Genomic DNA, 21,567 nt, shown 5'->3' with positions numbered 1-21,567 from the left:
CGAGGTAGGCTGGGTTAGTAGTCCAGTGGCTACTAGAGGTGATGCCCAGTGGCTACTCACCTGGTTGATCGGTTCGCGCTTGGGGATCTCACTCAGGTGTTCCCGCCGGAGCTGGTGGACGTGGTGCTGGCCAAGACCCGGGACCGTGAGGTACGGGTGCGGCTGCTGCCGCCGAGGCTGACGGCGTACTTCGTGCTCGCGCGGGCGTTGTTCTGCCCGGAGCCGTACCGGGAGGTGCTGCGCACGCTCGCCGAAGCCGCCCGTCGCGAGGACGACGGGGGCCAGTGGCGGGTTCCGGACAAGGCGGCGATCTTCCGGGCACGCCGCGCGCTGGGCGTGGAACCGTTCCGTGACCTGCTGGTGCACGCGGGTACGGCGGTGGCCGACGAACGGACCCCGGGGGCGTTCTGGCGGGGCCTGCGGCTGATGGTCGTCGACGGGACTACCCTGCCGGCCGCCGACACCGAGGCCAACGAGGCGGGGCTTGGACGGCCGCGGCCCCGGCCGGGCAAGGGTCCGACCGGGTATCCGTTGGTGCGGCTCGCAGTGCTGATCGAGGCCGGCACCCACGTGGTCACCGACGCGGTGGTCGACTCCTACCGGGTCCAGGAGCGGGCGCTGGTCGAGCGGCTGGCCCCCTCGCTCGGGCCGGGAATGCTGGTGCTGGCCGACCGGGGCCTGCCCGGAGCGCATCTGTGGCAGCGGGCGGAGGCCCGCGGCGCCCACCTGCTGTGGCGCGTCCCGGGCACCTGGAAACTTCCGGTGGAAGACGTGCTCGCGGACGGCTCGTGGCTGTCCACGGTTCGCGGCGGCCGGGGCCGCCGCGTCCGGCCGCCCCAGGACGCACGGGTTCGAGTGATCGAGTACGGCCTGGACGTGTCCGGCCGGACCGAACGCTACCGGCTGATCACGACGCTGCTCGACCCCGACCAGGCCCCCGCCGCCGAGCTCGCCGCGCTCTACAGCGAGCGGTGGGAAGTCGAGAACAGTCTGGCCGAGCTGAAGACCACCCAGATCGGCGCAGGCACCGTCCTGCCGAGCAAGAGCCCGGCACTGGTGCTCCAGGAGGTCTACGCACACCTGGCGGTCTACACCGGTCTGCGGGTACTGATGCACGCGGTGGCCGTCGGCCGCGGCGAGCCCCTCGATCCCGACCGGCTCTCCTTCGCCGCCACCCTGCGGGCGGTCCGGCGCAGTGTCACCGCGTTCCCGGGGAACCTTTCCCCCCTACCGCCTCGCGGCTGAACTCGCCCACCTCGCCCGTGAGCTTCAGGAAGAGATCAACCCTCCGCGCCGGCTCCGCGCCGAGGTCCGCCAGGTCAAACGGAAGATGTCCCGCTTCCTGTCGTGGAACCCCCAACGACCGCGGCCTCCCCGGCCCACCCGACGCCCAGCCGAAACCGTACAGATCATCCGGGCCGTCCCACCCCTACCAGGTTCTTAAGTCAACGGCATTGCTATTAATTGGTTCGCTCCGTCCGGACACGGCGCTACGGCCCCTTACTCGCTTCGCTCCCAAGGGACCTCCGCGCCGTGTCCTCCTCCGCTCACGTGCGCTCCGGCGACCTCCGCTGCGGCCCGACCACGTCGCTTCGCTTGTGGCCGGGCCTCCGCGGAGGTGCGCCTCCGCGCCAGCGTGGTTGCAACCCGCTTGAACGGTGTGAGACCACGGCACACCCGTGCGGGCACTTCGCCTCGCCCATCGTGGTCTTCGCACCCGGTACACGAACGTCTCGATCGGCCCGCACGAGCGAAGCGAAGTGCCCCCGCGAACGCTGCGGCTTCGGGTTGGCGACGTCGCAGCGGCAAGCAACCGAGCTGGGCGCGGAGGCGCGCCTCGCGGAGGCCCTCCTACGAGCGAAGCGACGTAGGAGGGCCGCAGCGAGGTCGCCGTAGCGCCCGTGAGCGCAGGAGGACGGCGCGCGGAGGTCCCGTGGGAGCGAAGCGAGTACGGGGCCGGAGCGCGCCGCCCGGACGGAGCGAACCAGCAACAACCTTCCGCCCCGACCCGAACCTGCCCCGACCCTGCCCGGACCCGAGAGCTATTCCGCGATCGCCAGCGAGAGGGCGAAGTCGCCGTCGGGGTCGGTCCACCAGTGGGTCAGGTGCCAGCCCGCGGTGGTGAGTTCGCGTTCGACTGTCGCGTGGTCGAACTTCGCGCTGATCTCGGTGCGCATCTCCTCGCCGTCGGCGAACGCGACGGTCAGGTCCAGAGCCGTCAGACGCACGGTCTGTGCCCGCACCGAACGCAGCCGCATCTCGATCCAGCGGTTCTCGGAGTCCCACAGGGCGACGTGCGCGAACCCGCGCAGGTCGAAGTCGGCGCCGAGCTCGCGGTTGAGCATGGTGAGCAGGTTGCGGTTGAACGCGGCGGTGACGCCCGCGCTGTCGTCGTAGGCGGCGACCAGGCGGCCCGGATCCTTGACGAGGTCGGTCCCGAGCAGCAGCGCGCCACCCCGGCCGATCCGCTCGCGCAACCCGGTCAGCAGCAGGTGCCGTTCGGGCGGGCGCAGGTTGCCGATCGTGCCACCGAGGAAGGCGACCAGCGTGCCAGCCGGCGCGTCGGTCTCGCTCGGCGCGCTCTCGCCTGCCGCCTTGGGGCCAGATGGGTGGGCGCCGGGTACGGTGCCGTCCGGCCGCGCGGTCGCCCTCGGCGCGGCGCCCGGTGTGGGCAGCAGGCCGAGGTGCTGGCGGAAGTCGCCAACGACGGCGTGCACGGCGAGCCCCGGGTGCGCGGCCTTGGCCGCGGCGCCCGCCCGCGACAGCGCGTCGGCGTCGACGTCGAACGGGACGAAGCGGCGCAGCCGGCCGGTACCGGCGAGGGCGGCAAGAAGCATCCTCGTCTTCTCCGAGGTGCCGGAGCCCAGCTCGACCAGGGTGCCGGCGCCGCCGCCCGGGAGCGCCGCCGTGAGCGCGGCGGACAGTTCCGCGGCGTGCGCGGACAGGATCGCCCGCTCGGTCCTCGTCTGGTAGTACTCCGGAAGCTCGGTGATCTTTCCGAAGAGCATGCTGCCGGTCGTGTCGTAGAACCAGGTCGGCGGCAGCTCCTTGGGGTCGGCGGTGAGCCCCTCGCGCGCGTCGGCCGCCAGCGTCGACGCGCGCTGCGCCTCGGTCAGGTGCCGTTCGATCGTGATGCCGCCACGGGCATTCAGCAGGGCGGCCACGTCGGCCGGGGTAGGGGTACGCGTGGCCGGCGGTCGGGTGGTGCCGGTGCCCGTCGGTGTCCTCGAAGTCATGCGGACGTCCTTAGTCGGTTAGTCAACTCAGGGTAGTCGTCCTACAAGGTCAAATTACTTAGAGTTACTTCGCGTGTGTCGGCTACCAACAAGCGGTGGTTCGGGACTTCGACCCAGACGTCCGGACCAGGGCCGGGCTGCACCGCCGCGTCCGCGACGGCCGATGGAAACGGCGCGCCGCCGGGCGAGGCCGGGAGCTGGAGCATCGCGGTCTCGCGGCCGCGGCTAGAACCGGCGCCGTCCGGGACGTCGACGGCGCCGTCCGGGACGTCGACAGTGTCGTCGTCCGGTTCGCTCGCCACCAGCACCCCCGTGGGGCCGAGCCGGTACCAGAGCGTCTCGTTCCAGGTGGTACCGACGATCTGGTGGCCGTCGGTGACGAGCACGTTGAGCCTGGTCGGTGGTGCCTGGCCATCCGCGTCCCTGGCCGCCTCGCGGGTGGCCGCCTTGGCGCCCACCGTCGTGACCACTTCGGCGACCGCCTCCGCCAGCTCCGCCCCGGCGAGGGCTCGCTCCCAGACCAGCGCCGCGAGCAGGGCCGAGTCGCAGCGTGAGTCCGGCGTCGGCGCGTCCGGCCGGCCCGCGAGCAGCGCGGTCAGGATGCCGGTGTCGACGCGGCCGTTGTGGCTGAGTAGCAACGACCCGTGGGCGAAGGGCGCCGTCGCGCTCTCCTCGATCGGCATGCCCACCGTCGCATCGCGCACCGCGGCCAGGACGCAGCCCGACGCCACGGCGCCGGCGAACGACGCGAACGACGCATCGGTCCACATCGGCACGGCCCGCCGGTAGCGGGCCGGCTCGGGCCGAACCGCCGGCGCATACCAGCCGACGCCGAACCCGTCGGCGTTGATCCGCCCGTGCCGCTGACGCCGCGGCGCCCACGACTGGCGCATCAACCCGAACCGCGGATCGACGACCACGTCGGCCAGAGTCCGCTCGGCCCCCAGCCAGGCGAGGTGTCTGCACATGCCTAGGCGCCCGTCCTGGCGAGGCGGAAACCGGCGAAGATCTGCCGCCTGATCGGGTGGTCCCAGTTGCGGAACGTCGCGCGTACCGCGCTGGGATCGGTCGCCCACGAACCGCCGCGCAGCACCTTGTACCCATGGAACTCCCGCTCGATCCCGCCACCGCCACCGGCGCCGGTGACGCCCTGGCTGGTGCCGGCGCCCGAGGCGCCTGCGGGCGGCCGGAAGAAGACCTCGCTGTACTCCCGGTATGGGAAGGCGGCAAAGCCCGGATACGCCGCGAAGTCGGACGAGGTCCACTCCCACACGTCGCCGATGAGCTGCTCGGCGCCGCAGGGGCTCGCGCCGGCCGGATACGCGCCGAGCGGTGCCGGCCGCGCCGACCGGTGGCCGAGGTTCGCGTGTTCCGGCGCCGGCGCCTGGTCGCCCCAGGGGAAGCGGCGCGAGCGGCCGGTGGCGGGGTCGAACGCGCAGGCCTTCTCCCATTCGGCCTCGGTCGGCAGCCGCCGCCCGGCCCAGCGGGCGTGTGCCTGCGCCTCGTACCAGCAGACATGCTGCACCGGCTCGTCCAGCGGAAGCGGCTCGTCCCGGCCGAAGCGGCGTCGCAGCCAGCCGCCCGCGCCGTCGCGCCGCCAGAAGAGCGGCGCCGTCAGCCCTTCGCGGCACCGCCATGCCCAGCCGGCCGGAGACCAGAGCCGTTCGTCGTCGTAGCCGCCGTCCTCGAGGAACGCCAGATGTGCCCGGTTCGACACCGGCAGCCGGCCAATCCAGAAGTCGGGCAGCGTGACTCGGTGGGCCGGGCGCTCGTTGTCGTAGGCCAAGGGGTCGGCGCTCGTGCCCATCACGAACTCGCCGGCGGGAACCAGCACCTCGTCGCCGCCGGGTACCGGCCGGCCGGGCGGCGGGGGTGCGCCCTCGTCGACCACGGGCGCGCCGGCGCGCAGCTGCAGCGTGGCGAGCATCGTCTCGTCGTGCTGGTGCTCGTGTTGGACGACCATCCCGTAGACGAAGCCGCCGGCGAACAGCGTGCCTGCCCGGTCGCGAGTGGGCTGGCCGGGGGCGACGGCCGGCGGGGCTGGCGCGACGTCCGGCGGGGCGAGAGCGCCCCGTGCGTCGAGCGTGCCGAGGGTGTCGAGGGCGCGGGCGCGGACGTCGGCGAGATAGGCGCGGGCCTGTGCCGGGGAGAGCAGCGGCAGCGCGGGCCGGTCGGTCCGCGGATGGCGGAAGGCGTCGTAGAGGTCGTCGATGCCGGGCAGCATCGGGTCGGCTCCGGTGAGCGCCCGTACCAGCCACAGTTCCTCGTAGTTGCCGACATGAGCCAGGTCCCATACCAGCGGGGACATCAGCGGCGAATGCTGCCGCAGCAACTCGTCGTCGTCGAGGTCGGTGTAGGCGAGCGTCCGGCGACGGCTGCCGTCCAGCGCCGCGGCCCAGCCGGCTGTCATCACGGTCATCGGGTCTCCTCGCGCAACAGGCCGGCCGGGCCGACCTGGGTGAAGCGTTCGGCCAGGTGGTCGGCCGGCGTGCGGCCACGGGCCGGGTAGTCGTCCCGGAATCTCGCGACGGCGGCGCACAGGTCGCTGCCCGCGCCGAGGCGGCCGAGAGCGTCGAGCGCGAGGTCCATGCAGGTCAGCGCCGCGGTACGCAGTGTGTCGTCGGCGAGCCCGTGCACGCTCGCGGTGAGCCACCCTTCATCCGCGTCGCAGCACGCGGACGCCGCGCCCGCGGCGGCGACCGGGTCGTCGAGCAGCGCGGCGGTGACCGCGACCGGCACCATCCACAGGTCGAACGGCTGCGCGTCGAGGTAGCGGATCTCCAGCCAGCCGCGTGGCCGTACCGGAGGGAACACCGTCGTCGCGTGCAGCACCAGGTCGTCGAGCATGGGCGGGCGGCCTATCGGCCCGGCGCCGCGCAGCCAGTCGCCGAATGTGGACCCGTCGCGCACCGACACCAGCCGCGCATCGCCGTGGCCGTTCGCGTCATGGGGGAGGGCGCCACGCGGGCCCGTCTCGTCCGGGTCGCCCGGCCCGGGGCCGTCGGGCGGGGAGTCGCGGACCATCATGAGGCGGGCCGCGAGCAGGTATTCGGCCCAGTGGCACGCCACGTCGGCCGCCGCCACCTGCGCGGGGCCAACCGGCCGGGTCCTGGTCGGGTCGAGCGACTCCCAGACCTGCGCCCTGGCCGAGCGCAGCCCGGTGAGCGCGCCGAGCCGGGCGGGAGAGGCCGCGAACATCGCGGTCAGCACCGGCCGCAGCTGATGGGCGAGCCGCCAGCGCCGGGCGACGTCCAGCGAGTCGTGGCCGGCGTCCAGGTTGACCTGCACCGACGCGCTGGAGCACATCATGACCTCACCGGCCTCTTGGCCGTTCGCCGTCCAGTAGCCCGCCATAGCGGCGTAGCGATCGGCGAGCCAGCGTACAGGCGGGCGAACCGGGTCGAGCCCCATACCGGCAAGGCCCAGGCCGGCGTCGGCGAGCGCCGCACGCACGTCCGCGAGGTCGTCCGCCAGCCGGCTGACCGCCAGTGGCAGCGGCGCCGGGGGGCCCGACAGCTCCAGCTGGCCGCCCGGCTCGAAGGTGATCCGGCTGCCCTCGGCCAGCGCCGCTCCCGTGGGTTCGGTGGCCGAGGCGTCCCCGCCGACGGTGCCGGAAGCCGAAGCGGCTCGGGCGGTCGGATCCTGCCGGCTGGCTTTGGCGGGGCGTCCGATGAGCGCGGCGAGGGCCGCCCGGGTGCTCTCCGGCGGCACCGACCTGTCGCTTGCCGCCCGGTCCACCACCAGCCACTCGGTCTCGATCCCGACGGTGCGCGAGCCGGGGCATGTCGGCAGGCAGCTGGCCGCGTAGCGCAGCACGTCGTCCGCGGTCAGCCCCGCGCGTGCGCGGCTCCGCCGGCTCGCGGCGACCGGAACAACATCCGCCCGCACGGCGTCGGGCGCCGCTGGTGCCGACTCGGACACGGCCGGCTGGCGCGGCTCCGACGCCGTCACAGAGGCCGAGGGCGCGGTGGGGGGCGCGGTGGGGAGCGAGGAGAACCTGGGCGCGAAACGCCCGTTGGACCCAGATGGCGACGCCGTCGGCGGTCGGGGCGCTCCCGGTGATCGCGGAGCCTCTGGCGATCGTGAGCCCCGTGATGGCGGTGGAGTGCCGGGAAACTGAGACACGGACGGTGACGAGGTCGGACGTGGTGCCATCGAATCCTCCCGGGATCGCCCTACCGGCCCGCGCACGCCGCGGACGGGAGCCGGCGTCAGCTCCCGCGGCCGCCTTCCGACTGGACGTCGCTTCCGCGGGCCGTGATCGGGCTGGGCCGCCCGCCGATTTCCAGGTACCCAGGCCAGCGTGCGGCCCAGTCACCCGACGCGTCGATACACCCCGAGCGTGGCGGATAAACCGGTAGACCGCGACATTCGGCTGAAGGTGACCGGGCGAGCCCAGGGGGTCAGGCATGGGCAACCATCTCCCAGTGTGCCGTCTGTGGTGTCATTGCTTTACCGTGTGATTCTGCGGAGGAACGCAGACCAGGCGGAAGTGTGGGGAAGGCGTCATCTGGGGGCGGGTCAGGGCAGTGCCGAGTTGGCCGGGCCGGGCTCGCGCTCAGGTCAGACGCGGCCGCGTGGCTACCAGTAGCAGCGGCCAGGGATTCCGCTGGTCCACCTCCGGCCTTCGCCGGCGCCCAACCCGCGGGACCACGCGGACCAGGCGGATCTCGGACCTCTCAGCAGACCTGCCAACAGACCCGCCGGACCGGCTTCCCGACCTGCCCGATCGCCGACCTCCCAGATCGGCTCCCAGACCTGCCCGATCGGCTTCGCCAATCGGGCAGGGACCCCGGACCCGGCGGGGACCCTGTCGCCAGTCGGGCAGGGACCTCGGATCCGGCGGAAACCCGGGGCGACACCGGTCTCGCGGGAATCCCAGGCTCCACCGATCCGGCAGGAACTCTGGGGAGGGCGGTTGACACGAAGCGGGAACCGGGCAGCTCCTGGACGTTCGGCCATGGCGGAGTACCAGCGGCGCCGGGCCCTTTACGCGGCCGAGCGAGAGGACCGGCGGGTCCGCGCCGCCGTGCTCGCGGGCGTCGCCGCGGCCTGCGCCGTGCTCGCCGTCGTACTGGTCGGTTTCGCCCTCCACCTGTCGGCGGTCACGCTGGTCCGTGCCGGGATCGCCGTCGCGCTGGTGGTCCTCGCGGCCGCCACGGTCCGCTTCTACCGGGTTCCGCCGGAGATCGAGGCCTGGCGGCAGGACGCGGGGGCCGAGCGGCATACCGCCAGAGTGCTCGACCGGCTGACCCGGGCCGGCTACACGGTGCTGCACGACCGGTCGACAGCCGAGTCCGCCGGCAACATCGACCATCTGATCATCGGGCCCTCGGGCGTCTGGGTGGTGGAGACCGACGCGCACCGTGGTCCGGTCCGCGAGAACAGCGCCGGCGTGTGGGTGGGCAAGGCGCCGCTGCGCGCCCGGCTGGGCCTTGTCGCGTGGACCGGCGAACGGGTCAGCGCGGCGCTGCTCGCCGAGCTCCCCGACGGCTGGCAGCTGCAGGCCCAGACCGTGCTGGCGTTCGCCCGCGCAGACGTCCCCGGCGGGCTCGCGCTGGTCGACGGCGTGCTCCTGCTGCCAGCCTCGGGCGTGGCCGAATATGTGCTGTCCGCCGGGGTGGTACTGCGACCACTGGACGTCGCGATGCTCGTCGATGTCGTCGAGCGGGTCCTGCCCGCCTACCAGGTGACCGGCCCGCCGCCAACCTGGTCCGCCCTGTCCAGGCTGCGCGGCCTGCGCCGGCGCGAACGCCTTTAGCGCTTCCGGAGTCCATGGCCTCCGGAGGTGCGAAGGAGAGCATTTTCGCACCTCCTTTGGCCCTCTAGTGCTTCTGGGATACATGGCCTCCGGAGGTGCGAAGGAGAGCATTTTCGCACCTCCTTTGGCCCTCTAGAAGCCCGGGTAACCAGGCGGGACGCGCACGCCGGTGCCGTCGGGCTCCCCGTCGTCGCGGTAGCCGATGGACACGTCGAACACGTCCTCATCGTCGAGGCGATCGTCCGCGCCGCCGTCCGCGGCGCCGGGAGGCAGGTGATCGAGGCGGCGACCGGCGAAGTCCTCGGGGCCCAGGCCCGGCGGGTCGAGCTCGGCGGGGTCGAGGTCGTCGGGAACGAGGTTGATGTCGTCGACCTCGCCGTGCATCTTCGAGCCGTTGAGCACGACCGGGATCTCCAGATCGCCGACGACGTGCTCGACGTAGAACGCCCGCTGCCCGATCAGCCAGAGCGCGAACCCCGGGTCGAGGCGCGGCAGCAGGTCGGCGGCGACGTCGGTGAGGCCGAGCGCCTGCTGGGTCGCCGCCACCTGGTCGGTCGCCTGCTTGTAGAGGATCCGGGTGGACGTCTCGGCCAGCAGGCCCTTGGCGATCTCCACCGAGTCGGGGGAGGCTGACAGCAGGTCGGAGATCCGGTGCGCCACGATGGCGTTCGCGCAACCCCACTGCCTGGCGAGCTTCTGCTGCGCCGACAGCCGCCGGACGAGCCCGGCGAACCGCATCAGCCGCCAGCACTCGTCATAGACCACGTAGCGCTGCACGCCGTCCTGGCGCATCAGCGCGGCCTCCATCCAGCCCTGCGCGCAGGTCATGATCAGCGCGATCATCTCGTCCGAGCCCTGCACCCGCTCCAGGTTGAGCACGGCGATCGGCCGGTCGAAGTCCAGCGGGGAGGTCGTCGGCCCGTCGAACAGGCCGGACAGCGCCCCGCCCGTGAGCCTGCGCAGGGTGAGGGTCGCGTCCCTGGAAGCGTCGCGCAGCTCGGTGGCCGTCATCGGCAGGCCGACGCAGTCGGCCTCGCTCGGCTCCGTCATCGCGTCCAGTACGTGCCCGAGGAGCGGGGTCGCCCAGCGGTCCGTCGTCGCGCCGGTGATCTGCCGGCTGACGACGTCAAGGGCCAGGTCGACCGCGGTGTGCTCGGCCGGGGTGAGCGGCACACCCTTCGCCGTCTCGATCAGTGAGGCGAGCAGCGACGAACGGGCCCGCTTGACCTCGCGCGCCCAGTCGTGGTCGTGAATACCGCGCGGGCGGGGCGGCGCGTCCAGCGGGTTCAGGCGGGTCGACATGCCCGGGCCGATGTAGGTCGGCTCGCAGCCGAGGCGGCGAGCGAGCCGGGTGTACTCACCCTTCGGGTCGCAGGGCACCGCCGCCTGGTAGCCGAACGCCGCGCCACGCGACATCAGTGTCTTCAGTAGCGACGACTTGCGCGAGCCGACCGCGCCGAAGACGGCGAAGTTCGGGTTCTCGATGACCTGCTGACGGTAGAGCTCGAAGACGTCGAACACGAACGAGTTGCCCGACCAGACGTGCCGGCCGATGTACATGCCCGGAGCGTCCAGACCCGAGTCGACGACGAACGGGTAGATCCCGGCGATCTGTGCCGTCGTCTCCATATGGGCCGGCAGCCGCAGCTTGTGGAACGTCTGGCCGCGGAACGCGCCGGCCAGACGGGGCTGCTGCGCCCCGCGGCGCAGCACCGCCTGCGCACGGCGCGTCGCCGCGCGCTCGGCCCGTTCGGCCGCCGCGGCCGACTTCTCCGCGCGGCGCGCCCCGCGGGCGGACGCGCCATCGTGCCGGCCGGCCCTGCGCCGGCCGCGAGGGTTTCCGCCAAGGTCGACGTAACCGGTCGCGTCACGGCCCGGGTCGTAGCCCGGGCCCCTGACCGGCCCGCCCGGCGCCGCGCCGCCGGGCAGCGGGCCGCCACCGTACTCGTAGCCCTCGTCGGGGTAGCCCTCGTCCCCGGCCTTGTCATAGCCGCCGTCGGCGGCGGACGCCAGCCCGTCGGCCGTTCCCGGCTCGTCGTCGTAGCCGTCGAGCTCGTCGTAGCCGCCGCCATACGTCTCGTCGTAGGCGTCGTCGTCGTCAAGCACGCTCGCGCCCTCGGCGACGCCCGCCGGGCTCGAGTGGCCGAGGCCGTCGGTGGTGACCGGCCGGGCCGGGGCCGGCTCGGAGGCCGTCATGACACGCCCACGGCGAGCGGCAGCGCACCCACGTTGAAGCCCTGGTCCTGCTCGCCGACGAGGCGCACCATCTCCAGCCGGCTGCGCGAGGCCAGCGTCTCGGCCTCGCCGCAGGCGTCCGCGAGGCCATCGAGGTCGTCGGCGGAGACCGTCACGAAGCCGTGGAACCGGAAGGCGCCGAAGCCGGCGATCAGTTCCTGCTCGCGTCGCTCCACCTCGTCCGCCTCGGTCATGTCGCGCTGCGTCGTCACCTTGCCGAACTTGTCCCGCATCTCCTGCTCTCCCAGGTGCGTCATCCGGCGCCGGTTCACCGCCCGCTCGGCCTTGCGGCCCGGCAACGGCTCTACCACCAGCGACACGGTCCGCCGGCAGGTCGTCTCCATCAGCAGCGGGGCGAGGAACGCCGCCGGCGACGACACCCGTGGCCAGCCGTTGATCCAGTAAGTGGTGTGGAAACCGGAGTCTGTGCGGTAGTGGTCCCAGGCGGCGACCGCGCGCACGGGACCGGCGACCGCGGGGTCGATCCCCGACGGCAGGCCCTTCAGACCGCCGGCCAGGTCGTTCGTGGCGCCGCCGCGCGCGTCGATCATGTCGACCGAGTACGGGTCGTAGGTGGTGCGGATGACCGCCGCCAGCGCCCGTGGCGGCAGCCAGCCGACCGTGCTGATCTGCGCCCTGGCGAGCGCCGCCTCCATCGTGCGCAGCTCGCCTAGCAGCACCGCGCAGGCCGCCCGGTCGCCGCCGCCGGCCCGCTGGATCGCCCTGCGGGCGTCGCGGGTGCGCAGCTGGAACGACAGGTAGGTCTCGTGGCGCTGGGCCACCGGGCCGGCCGCGTCGATGATCTCCTGGTAAGCCTCCGCCGCCCAGGAGTCGTCGTGGTGGCCCCGTACCCGCCAGTGCCGCTGCAGCGCGTCGCCCGAATCCGGCAGCGTCCGCTCCAGCCACTGGATGCGCGCGAGCCGGCCGCCGCCGGAGGTGAGCCCGGCGAGCAGCTCGCCCCAGGCGTCCACCCTGGCCTGCTGGTCGCCGGATTCCAGCAGCGCGAACTGGCTGCCCTGGACCTGCAGGACGGCGGTGTAGGTCTGTTTCTTGGTGTCCTTGACGACGGCGACGTAGCGTCCGTTGCCCACCGGCACCGACAGCATGACCAGGCTGGAAAGCGGGCCTGGCAGAACGGTCCTGGTGATCTGGTCCTCGTCCGGCCCGAGCCGGAACACTCCCCCGCGGAACAACGTCTCGCCCGTCACCTTCTGCATCGTGTAGCCGAACAGAATCGGCACCCACTGATCGAGGTTACGGTCCTCGACCCGGACGAACGCGATGAAGCCCAGGGCCACCGCGACCAGCACCCAGGCCGGTGCGAGCAGCAACGGCGAGCGCAGCGCGCCGAGCACGCAGACCATCACCCCGACCATCAGGCCGAGCTGCGGCCAGCGCAGGCCGAGCAGGATCCCACCCCGTTCGAGCGGGCCGAACCGATAGCTGCGTTCCGCGACCATGACCCCTGTCTTTACTCCAACGCGACGTCTCTATTCCAACGTGATCACGGGAAAATATCTCTGCTAGAACAACAGTGGCCCGTGGCCGTTCAGCTCTCCTGGGTCATCGGGTCGCGGCCGTGCCCCGGCAGCCTGTCACGCCGGCAGCCGGCCGACCGGCCGCTGCCAGGCGGACGCCCGCCTGGTAGCGGCCGGCGGACTGGCATCCAGAACGGCCGGCGGGCCGGCCGCTCAACCGCCACGCGTGGAGCCGCCGGGGACTCTGGCCCGTGCGGGCTGCGTCACCGGGCGCGCGGCGCCCGCACTGTGTGACGTGCTGGTGGCCGGTGCCGTTGTGCGCGCCGCGCCCACCCGGGGCTGTGCCGGTGGCAGCGCCGCGGCCGCCGTGCGGGCGCGGCCCCGGACGGCGCTGGTGCCGGCGCCGACACCAGCGGCGCTACCCGCGGCCGAGGCGATGGCCGGGCGTCCCACCCGCGGACCGGCGGCCACGCCGGGCCGCGCGGCGCCGGGCCGCGAGCCGGGACGGGCCGGTCGGACCGACGGCTGGCCGAGACCGCCGGTAGCGGAGGTGCCGGCACCGGCCGGCAGCGCCGCACCCGCACCGCCGAGCATGCCGCGATTGCGGGTCTGCATCCGGGCGCCGATGCCGCGGAAGGTGTCTCGGGATGTGGAGCCGAGCAGCGCGCCCGCGCCCTGGCCGAAGGACGCCATGCTGCGCCGGCCGGCGCTGCCGACCGCGCGCATCAGCTGAACGTCGGCAAACCCGAACAACTGCAGCAACAGGAACGGCGAGAACACCGCGGCGATCATCACGACTACGCCGCTGAGGATGTTCAGCGTCTGATCGGCCGCCGAGCCCGTGCTCTCGCTGGCCATCCCGGCGCCGAGCGTGAAGATCGCGTAGATCACCGGCTTGGCGAACACGAGCGCGACAAGGATCTCGGTGGCCCGTTTCATCCAGGCACTGGTCGACATCGCGGACTGCCCGGCGAGGTAGATCGGGATGAACACCGCCATGGCGATGATCACGACTTTCCGGATGTAAAGCACCACGAAGAGCGCGAACGAGAACAGCGCGACCAGCAGCGAGAGTACCATGTCGAGCGCGAAGTTGCCCTGTTCCGGCAACGCCCGCAGCTGGCTGACGAGACTCGCGCCCAAGGGCTGTCCATCGCCGAACGCGTCGGCGACACCGTCGGACGCGGTGAGCACCATCTGCAGCAGGGTCAGCGCGACGAACGAGCCGAGAATCGCCGTGCCGGTGGACGCGAGTGCCCGCGCGAAGATGTGCGGGTCGCCGCGGACCGCGCCGACGACGCACGAGCACAGGAACAGGCCGGTCACGATCAGGATCGAGACCCCGAAGACGATGTTGTAGTTCTCGACCACGTAGTCGGCCCGCAGGTCGACGGCCGTCTTCTGCGACGCGAAGCTGAACACCGACGACGACAGATCCGCCGCCATGTTGCAGAACGCCGTACCAACAGAATTGAGAAAACTATCCGCCGTGCCGGATATTGCGCCCGTAACGGTGTCCTTGAGATTGTCCCAAGGGTTAATGCCAATGGCGAGTGTCTCAGACGTCGTCACGCGGGCGCTCCTTGCAGGACAAAACGTTGAAACTGTTCGGAAGCACGATCTGTTGGTGCTGGGCCGTCTGGTCCATTGCCGGCGTCAGATAGATCCCAGTCGTCTCCGCTCCATGTCACCGTGCATATATCGGTCCCCCAACTTTCTCTGGGGGCGACATCCGGAGCATCGCCATAAACGCCTACACTCGCGTTTGCCCAGATCTGAATGGATGCCTTTGTGGTGGTAAAACTTTGCGCCCGATATCCGACGACTCTGAGACTGAATGCCGCCTCTGGAGAATTTATTGACGGTACGCCAAGATTCTTGGCAGTTGCCGCATCGGTGTCGGTAATCGATTTTGCAATCTTGTCGGCGGCACCTGTGACCGAAATAGAGTTCAGGATTTTACGTATCCGGGTAGGTTCACGATTTCCTGAGGTCATGTACGCCGAGACGTAGTTGCCGCAGGCGCTGATGGCGCCGGCCTCGGTGTGGGGATAGCCGACTGGGATACCGAACTCGTTGACTCGGCTCGGCGTGCCTGGCAGGGCGCCGGCCGGTTCAGCGGTATGGTCCACGCCGGCAGAGGTCGGCGACGGCACCACGGCCACGGTGGCCGTGGCGGGTGGCAGGGAGGCGGGACGGGTGCTGGCTCCCAAGGGCTGGTGGTTGTCGCCCGGCGTCGAGTGCCGGCCGAGAAGCACCCCCACCGGGAGCGCGACGGCGGTCGTCAGAACCATCGTCGCGACAATCACCAGGGCCAGTCGCCTGGTTGCCCACTCAGTGACGTCGGCCAACGCACACTCCCCCTCCCCATCGGCAGGGCCATCATCCCAATACCGGCCCGCCGGTACCTGGAGAACATCTCAGGAGTATGCGGAAGGTTCGCCGTGGACCACGGTGGCGCTGTCCACCACCTGGACGACGGCCGGCGGGCGCTGGCCGTCGGTGCTCCCAGTCTGAGGAGTCCCGGCGGAGGCCGAGCTGCCGGTCGCGAGGAAGAAGTTGACCAGCACCGCGGCGATGCCGACGAGGAATGCCAGCCCACAGCCGGCGAGCACCCCGCTCTTGCCGACGGACGAGGCCCGGTCCAGGCCCATCCGGTCACCAAGCGCCCAGGCGATGCCGCCGAGCAGAATCGAGGCGACCGCCGCGATGGCCGCATAGGCCGCGAGGCCGTTGACCAGGTCTTTCAGGGCGTTGATGCCGGGCGCCTTCGTCGGATCCGGCGAGACTTGAACCGCCACGAGCAGCACTGCCGCCCGCGCGGACGCGGCTTCGGCGATCATCAAGGGTCCTTCCTGCGGGCACTGCGCCCCAATGGACCGCAGGTCTGGCGAATCATACGACGGGCGTCCGCAGCGTTTCCGGAGTGCTCCCCCGAGTCGCGTCGTGGGTCGTTGCGCCCGCCTTGGTTGATTCCTCGGCCGCCAGTCTGACTAGCCGTTCGACCACCGCGGCCCCGAGATGCAGGTAAGACCGCCGGGTGCTGGCGCGCAGCCGGGGAATGCGTACCGGCGCACGCCGGCTCGGGTCGAGCCGGCTCTCGTAGGGGATCCGGACCAGAGTGTCCACATGCCTGGTCAGCCGGCCGGCGGCTGCTCTGGTGCGCGGCGACCAGCGGCCCCGCCGCGGCGAGACCACCGCGACGATCACTGGAGGCCTCCGCCCCTGCGCGTCGACCGGGAGCAGCGGCGCCGCGGGGTCGCGCAGCGCCGCCGCGGTCCGATCAAGGTCGGCCGGCGCCGCGAGGCTCACGACGACGATCAGGTCGCTCGCCCGCAGCGCCGTCGGGGACAGCGGCGCCTCGACGGGCGCGTCCACCAGCACCAGTGGGTAGGCGCGGGTGAGGTGGCTGAGAGCGGTCCGCAGCATCCCCGGTGTGACGGTGTCGTCCGCGGGGACCACCACGCCGGGGCCGCCACTGGTGGCCCCCTCGCCGCGGCAGAGCGGCACGACCTCGAGCTCGGGGGTGCCGGGCCGGGCCGGGTCGCCGATCAGCTCGCGCAGGGCGCCGGACGCGCCGCCCCGGCGGCGGGCGATGTCGGCCACGGTGACGTCGCCGGGGAGCCCCACCCGGGAGCACAACGGGTCGCCGCGTGGCTCGTCCGGGTCCTCGTCCGGCCAGGTCCGTGGGCGCAGGTCCACGGCGAGTACCGATTCGCCGCGCGCCCCGGTGAGCACCAGGCCGAGGATGCCCACCAGCGTGGTCGCACCGGAGTAGGGGAACGCGGATGTGACCCCGATCCGCCACGACCCCGGCAGCTCGGCGGCGGCCCGGTCGGCCAGCGACTCGCGCAGCGGGATCTCGTCCCACGGCGCGGAACCGTAATCGTCGCCGTAGTAGTCCTCGTCCCGGTCCCAGGCGTCGTCCGCGGGCACGGCGGGCGGCAGGCCGCCCGAGGGCCGGCGGGCGGCGGCCGACCGGTCGGGGACGGCGGGCAGTCGCCCGCCCGCGGGGCTGCCCGTCGGCTCGCCGGGCCGGGCGGACCTCGCCTCGGCGCCGCTCGGAACCGCTGCCGCCTCGCCCGTGCCGCCTGCCTGGGGCGGCGCGGTGGGCCGTGGCTTGGCCGTGGGCGGCTGGGCCGCCGGCCGGCCACTGGCCATCGGCGGCGCCGACGGTGCTGGCGGTGCTGGACGCGAGAACGTGGGCGCTTCGGAGGGCGGCGGCATCGAGGGCGGCGGCGTGACTACTGGCCGATGCCTGGGCGGCACCTTCCAGTCGTCTGGGGCTGGTTCCGCCGGTTCCGAGTCGCGTGGCGCGGCCACGTACGGGGTTGCCGGCAGCCAGCTTGTGCGCGCCCGAGGCGGCTCCTCGGTTGGCTCCGGCCTCGACCGCCTCGTCCCGGCGCCCGCCGGGGCGACCGTGGGCGGAGGCGCCATCGGCGGCGGGACCGGCTGGGTCGTCATGTCCGAGGGAGCGGGCTCCGATAGCCCCGGTTCCCGCCATGCCGCGCTCGGGGGCAGGGGGACCGTCGGGCGGTCGTCGAGGTGGAACGCCTCGTCGCCGTGAGGCGAGGCCGGTTCCGGGGGGCTACCAGCTCGGCCGCGCCGGTGGCGGCGCCGGCCAGACCGGGAGGGGTGCGACGCGCTCGGGTCGTTGGCGTCACCGTGACGTAGATCACTTTTGCCCTCGCCGGCCGGTGGGGTCGTCGCGGAGAACTGTGCGCCGATGAGGGATACCGGTCGCGCGTCGCCTTCCTCGCCGTACGGTGTCGGTGGCACATCGCTCACGTGCCGTCGCCCTCCTGGCTGGTTCAGGCTCGTTGGCCCCGGTTGATGTTACTTACTGTTACTTGATTCGGATCACCGTCGAATCGAGGTAACCCGAGACGCTGAAGTATGACAAGCTCTGACAGAGCCTAACCATGGTTACCTAGGGTGGTGTACCGTCCGTAGCCGGTATTCGAGCCCGGAGTCGTCCGGGTAGACGGCGCATGGATGCGCCACCGTCGGCGACGAGGCCGGCGACCTCCTCTCCAGCGCGGCGGCCGAAGGAGGCGCGATCGTGCTCGTCACGGCACACGCTGCCCGAGGCGCCAGCGGAACTTGCCACCGTGACACCTTGGACGGCCCTCGGGAGCGCGAGGCTTCGCCATTGTCACGCACCCTTTGGCCTCTGACACCTGGACGGCCGCCGGGTGCGCGAGGCTTCGCCATCGTCGCGCACCCTTTGGCCTGACCTCTTCGAAAGGGGCAGCCGCTATGCAGGAGGGCGTGCCGACGGTGCGCGACCCGGCGGGCGCGGGCGCCGTCCCGTCCCAGCACCCGCAACGTCTTGACGACGACGACGTGCTGACCGTGGACGAGCTGGTCAGCTGGCTACGGCTTTCGGAGAGCACGGTGCTGCGGCTGCTGTCCGAACACGCCATCCCTGCCCGCAAGGTGGGGCACCAGTGGCGAATCCGCCGAGGACGCGTTCGGGACTGGTTGGACGGGCGGGAGTGAGCGCGGGCGCAACCGAGGAGAGGCTTCGCCACGGGGGCGGGGACGAGGCCGGGGCCAGCGCGACAGCGCGGCTAGATCGGGTCGTGGTGAATGCCGGCCGCTGCCCGGCGCCGCCCGCGGCCTGTCCCGCGCCGGCCACTCGGCCTGCCTCGGCCGTCGCCCCGTCGCCGCGCGCCGCCGCCAGGACATCGGCGCCGCCTGGGCCCGGCGCCATCCGCGTCATCGCGGCGGTGGTGCTGGTCGCGGTCCTGGCGGCCGGCTGCTCGTCATTGCGTGACCGGACCGAGCGGGCCGCCTCGTCGGCGACGCCGCAACGCACGACCGGGCCGCCGCCCGGCGCGAGCCAGGCGCCCGGGCCGCCGCTGGCCACCGCGTCGGCGGGCGAGGCCGGCGCGGGCGCGCCGCCCGACCCCGCCGACCCGGCCGCCGTCGCCACCTACTGCTTCGCTCGCTGGCAGTCCTTCGACGCGCGCTCCGATGCGGATCTGTCCGCCGGTGCCGAGCGCGCCCAGGCCGACGGCTGCTTCACCACCGACTTCTTCGCCCAGCTGACGAGTGCCGGTACCGGGGCAGGCTCCGGCGGAGCTGGCGACACGGGCTCTCCCGCTGGGGACAGCCAAGCCTGGCAGGAGCAGCGGGCGCACGGTGCCCGCTCGACGGTCACCGTGCTCGCGGCCACCCCGCTCGCCGACACCGCCGCGACCGGCCGAGTGGTCTATCTGCTGAACGCGCGCAGCGTCTTCACGACCGACAACTCCACGCCCCTCGAAACCGTCTCCACTCCGAAGGTGACGCTGCTGAATGACGCCGACGGCCGGTGGCGGATCGCGGGCGCGGACCTGTCCGGCAACGCGGGCGACGCGCCCGGGCGCTGACAGGCCGTGAAATGTGCGATCATGCTGGGCGATCGCGCGTCGCGGGCGGCTCCAGGCGGTCGAGAAGCGGCCTCCACACACCGGGTGGCCGGTACTCCGCCGGCCAGGTACTCCGCGAAGAGCGAAGGGTAGGCGGGGATGGTTCGGGGAGCGCGCGGCTCGCGCTCGTGGCTGCTCTGGCTGGGTGTCGGCGGCATGGTCTCGGTCGCCGGGGTCATGCTGTTCATCCTCGTCGTCGTCCTGCTCCTCGCCGGTCCGTTCCTCGCTGACCAGGACGACGGCCCACGAACGATCACCAACTCCGAGGGGATACCGGCGGAGTATCTGGGGCTGATTATTTCGGCGGCGAACGACGCCGGCTGTGCCGAGGTCACTCCAGCGCTGCTGGCGGCGCAGTTGTACCAGGAGTCCGGTTTCAACCCGAGCGCGACGTCGCCGGTGGGCGCGATGGGTATCGCCCAGTTCATGCCGGGCACCTGGGCGACGCACGGCGGCGGCGGAGACGTGTGGGACCCGGCGGACGCGATCCCCGCCGCGGCCCGCTACGACTGCGCCGTCGCGGCGTCGGTGGCGCGGATTCCGGGACCCGGGCAGGAGAAGATGCTCGCCGCCTACAACGCCGGACCCGGCGCGGTGCTCACCTTCTCTGGCATCCCGCCGTTCCCGGAGACGCGTAACTACGTGCGGACGATCCTGGCGAAGGCACGCGAGTACGGTGACGCGCTCGCGCCGGGCGCCGAGGTCCCGGCGGGTGTGGTGGCGCCCGTGATCGCTTTCATGCGATCCCAGGTGGGTAAGCCCTACGTGTGGGGAGCCGAGGGGCCGGGTGCCTGGGACTGCTCGTCGCTGGTACGAGCCGCCTACCGGACGGTCGGCATCGAGCTGCCACGGGTGACCACCGATCAGCTGGCCGCCGGGCCGCGGATCTCCGGCGTGGACCTGCAGCCGGGTGACCTGTTGTTCATCCCGGGCTCAGATGGCACCGTGGCGGCGCCGGGACACGTCGGAATGTACGTCGGCAACGGGCAGATGATCGCGGCGAAGGGTGCCCGCTGGGGAGTGGTCGTCTCGGACATCTCCAGTTGGACCGATGTGGTCGCCGTCACCCGCCCCTTGGCCGCCGGGGCCTGACCGCGTGCTCGCCGCTAGACGGCGACGTCGCTGACGAAGTTCGACATTCCGTCCCCGAGTTGCCCGAGCCAGCCGAACGCGGTGTGGACGAAGCTGGCGGCGTCGCTGGGGGCCGTGGCAATGTAGAAGGCCACGAAGATCCAGAACCCCCATGGATACAGAAGCTTCTTCACGCCAGACCTCACTGTGATCCGGGCGCCGATCGGCGAGCGATCGTGCCGTGTCGAGGACCGGCGACGCGGTGCCGGGCTCGTTGGACGGACCGCCGCCGCGGGGGCCCCCCCCGCCCCCCGGCGGGCGCCCGGGGGGGGCCGGCCCGCGGGGGGGCCCCGGCGCGCCGCCGGGGGGCCCCGGGGGGCGGCGGCCACCGTCTTGCCAGCGCGCCTACCGCATCACCAGATTCGAGTTTCTACTCACGCAGCGTGTTTATCGCAAGCCAACTCGCCGCACTGGGAACACACCAGACCACAGAAAGTATGCGTCGTGGCGATCTGTCTGTAATCCGGATAAGGCCTGACTAGGAGCGGACAGGAAGCTGACAGTAGCGATCTGGAGTCTTTCCGCGTTCTACTGACCCCGGCACCTCGAGCCGGTTGACGTCGACTCCCTGCTCGAGGTGCCTCCTATGGTTGCCTTCCGCGGTGCCTTTCAGTGAGTTGTTGGGTTGGGTTTCAGCCATCCGGGTGCGGCGGGATCTGTCGGGTGCTGCCTGATCTGGGGGTGTGCCTGGCGGCCTGGAAGAGGTGCGGCTTACCGGGGGGTTTGGGGGTGTGGGGGGTGTGGTTTAGGGGACCGAGATGATCATGGTCTGTCGGGTGCTGCCTGATCTGGGGGGTGGGATGTGGCTTGTGATTTAGGGCCGCCGGCTGATCAGGATCTGTCGGGTTCGGCCTGACCTTGGGGGGTTGCCCGGCGGCCTGGAAGAGGTGTGGCTTGCTGGGGATGCGGGAGTGGGGGGTGTGGCTTGTGGTTTGGTAGCCGTGGCTGATCATGGTCCGTCGGGGGCTGCCTGACCTGGGGATGTCTGGCAGTGTGGGGTGCGGGTGATTCGGAAGGTGCTGCCTGGCCGGGGCCGGTCTTGGAATGGCCGTTGAAGCGGGTGATGACCGGCCGGCGCGGAGGCCCACCACGAGCGAAGCGAAATGGCCCGTGCGGGCGGTGCAGCTTCGCACTGGCGACGTCAAGCGTGACCGCACCCGTGCTGGCGCGGAGGCGCGCTTCCACGGACGGCGTGCTGTGGTCTTGTAACGGTCAAGCGTGTCGTGACCGAACTGGCGCGGAGGCGCGCCTCCGCGGAGGCCCGGCCACGAGCGAAGCGAAGTGCCCCCGTGCAGGTGTGCTGTGGTGGT

At 72.2% G+C, this 21,567-nt stretch carries 16 protein-coding genes; 5 read left to right on the top strand and 11 right to left on the bottom strand.

The genetic code is table 11. The features are described 5' to 3' along the window. The first annotated feature begins 48 nt into the window (after positions 1-48). On the top strand, positions 49-1,245 hold the full coding sequence (locus tag QOZ89_RS44735; protein ID WP_312627305.1) for an IS4 family transposase: 1,197 nt from the start codon (positions 49-51) through the stop codon (positions 1,243-1,245). Positions 1,246-2,042: 797 nt separating this feature from the next. On the opposite strand, the gene QOZ89_RS44730 is transcribed toward QOZ89_RS44735, so the two are convergent. Genes QOZ89_RS44730 through egtA form a run of 4 tightly spaced genes read right to left on the bottom strand, consistent with a single transcriptional unit; the run spans position 2,043 to position 7,157 of the window. Further along, positions 2,043-3,236, bottom strand: coding sequence for an L-histidine N(alpha)-methyltransferase (locus QOZ89_RS44730; RefSeq protein WP_312630202.1), 1,194 nt, complete (start codon positions 3,234-3,236; stop codon positions 2,043-2,045). A gap of 41 nt (positions 3,237-3,277) precedes the next feature. Beyond that, the gene (gene egtC / locus QOZ89_RS44725; RefSeq protein ID WP_312630201.1) at positions 3,278-4,204 is read right to left on the bottom strand and encodes an ergothioneine biosynthesis protein EgtC; all 927 of its coding nucleotides are present in this window, start codon (positions 4,202-4,204) and stop codon (positions 3,278-3,280) included. 2 nt (positions 4,205-4,206) lie between these two features. After that, positions 4,207-5,655, bottom strand: a complete 1,449-nt coding sequence (egtB, locus tag QOZ89_RS44720; protein WP_071053414.1) for an ergothioneine biosynthesis protein EgtB — start codon at positions 5,653-5,655, stop codon at positions 4,207-4,209. Beyond that, a complete protein-coding gene (gene egtA, locus QOZ89_RS44715) occupies positions 5,652-7,157 on the bottom strand; it encodes an ergothioneine biosynthesis glutamate--cysteine ligase EgtA (protein WP_083419890.1) in 1,506 nt (501 codons plus the stop codon). Before egtA ends, egtB begins: the two co-directional genes overlap by 4 nt. 1,039 nt (positions 7,158-8,196) lie before the next feature. On the opposite strand from egtA, the gene QOZ89_RS44710 reads away from it, so the two are divergent. Continuing rightward, positions 8,197-8,997 carry a nuclease-related domain-containing protein gene (locus QOZ89_RS44710; RefSeq protein WP_071053415.1) on the top strand — a complete coding sequence of 267 codons (801 nt, stop codon included), beginning with the start codon at positions 8,197-8,199 and terminating at the stop codon, positions 8,995-8,997. Between the two features lie 132 nt (positions 8,998-9,129). Here the strand turns inward: QOZ89_RS44710 and QOZ89_RS44705 are convergent, their stop codons facing one another. The 6 genes from QOZ89_RS44705 to QOZ89_RS44680 all read right to left on the bottom strand — a co-directional run bounded on the left by QOZ89_RS44705 (position 9,130) and on the right by QOZ89_RS44680 (position 16,871). Next, entirely contained in the window at positions 9,130-11,193 is a 2,064-nt protein-coding gene (locus tag QOZ89_RS44705; protein ID WP_312630200.1) for a putative type IV secretion/conjugal transfer ATPase, read from the bottom strand. After that, complete coding sequence (locus QOZ89_RS44700) at positions 11,190-12,692, bottom strand: SCO6880 family protein (RefSeq protein ID WP_071053416.1); 1,503 nt, start codon at positions 12,690-12,692, stop codon at positions 11,190-11,192. The genes QOZ89_RS44705 and QOZ89_RS44700 overlap by 4 nt, the downstream gene beginning before the upstream one ends. Positions 12,693-12,923: 231 nt before the next feature. After that, positions 12,924-14,282, bottom strand: a complete 1,359-nt coding sequence (locus tag QOZ89_RS44695) for a hypothetical protein (protein ID WP_312630199.1) — start codon at positions 14,280-14,282, stop codon at positions 12,924-12,926. After that, on the bottom strand, positions 14,279-15,061 hold the full coding sequence (locus tag QOZ89_RS44690; RefSeq protein WP_312630198.1) for a hypothetical protein: 783 nt from the start codon (positions 15,059-15,061) through the stop codon (positions 14,279-14,281). The genes QOZ89_RS44695 and QOZ89_RS44690 overlap by 4 nt, the downstream gene beginning before the upstream one ends. A gap of 69 nt (positions 15,062-15,130) precedes the next feature. Then, positions 15,131-15,553, bottom strand: a complete 423-nt coding sequence (locus QOZ89_RS44685) for a DUF6112 family protein (RefSeq protein WP_071053418.1) — start codon at positions 15,551-15,553, stop codon at positions 15,131-15,133. Positions 15,554-15,605: 52 nt separating this feature from the next. After that, entirely contained in the window at positions 15,606-16,871 is a 1,266-nt protein-coding gene (locus tag QOZ89_RS44680; protein ID WP_071053419.1) for a MinD/ParA family ATP-binding protein, read from the bottom strand. A 1,098-nt stretch (positions 16,872-17,969) separates the two neighbouring features. Here QOZ89_RS44680 and QOZ89_RS44675 point away from each other — a divergent pair. From QOZ89_RS44675 to QOZ89_RS44665, 3 genes are all read left to right on the top strand, one after another. Further along, entirely contained in the window at positions 17,970-18,212 is a 243-nt protein-coding gene (locus tag QOZ89_RS44675; protein ID WP_083420060.1) for a helix-turn-helix domain-containing protein, read from the top strand. Next, entirely contained in the window at positions 18,209-19,087 is an 879-nt protein-coding gene (locus tag QOZ89_RS44670; RefSeq protein ID WP_312630197.1) for a hypothetical protein, read from the top strand. Before QOZ89_RS44675 ends, QOZ89_RS44670 begins: the two co-directional genes overlap by 4 nt. Before the next feature lie 138 nt (positions 19,088-19,225). Next, positions 19,226-20,218, top strand: a complete 993-nt coding sequence (locus tag QOZ89_RS44665; protein WP_071054121.1) for an NlpC/P60 family protein — start codon at positions 19,226-19,228, stop codon at positions 20,216-20,218. A 14-nt stretch (positions 20,219-20,232) separates the two neighbouring features. On the opposite strand, the gene QOZ89_RS44660 is transcribed toward QOZ89_RS44665, so the two are convergent. After that, positions 20,233-20,391 (bottom strand): hypothetical protein, encoded by a 159-nt coding sequence (locus QOZ89_RS44660; RefSeq protein WP_007516199.1) that lies wholly within the window; start codon positions 20,389-20,391, stop codon positions 20,233-20,235. Between the last annotated feature and the right edge of the window lie 1,176 nt (positions 20,392-21,567).

The sequence above is a fragment of the Pseudofrankia coriaricola genome, assembly GCF_032027725.1.
GTDB lineage: Bacteria > Actinomycetota > Actinomycetes > Frankiales > Frankiaceae > Pseudofrankia.
Note: the sequence above shows the minus strand (reverse complement) of the source record. Positions and strands in the feature narration are given on the sequence as shown.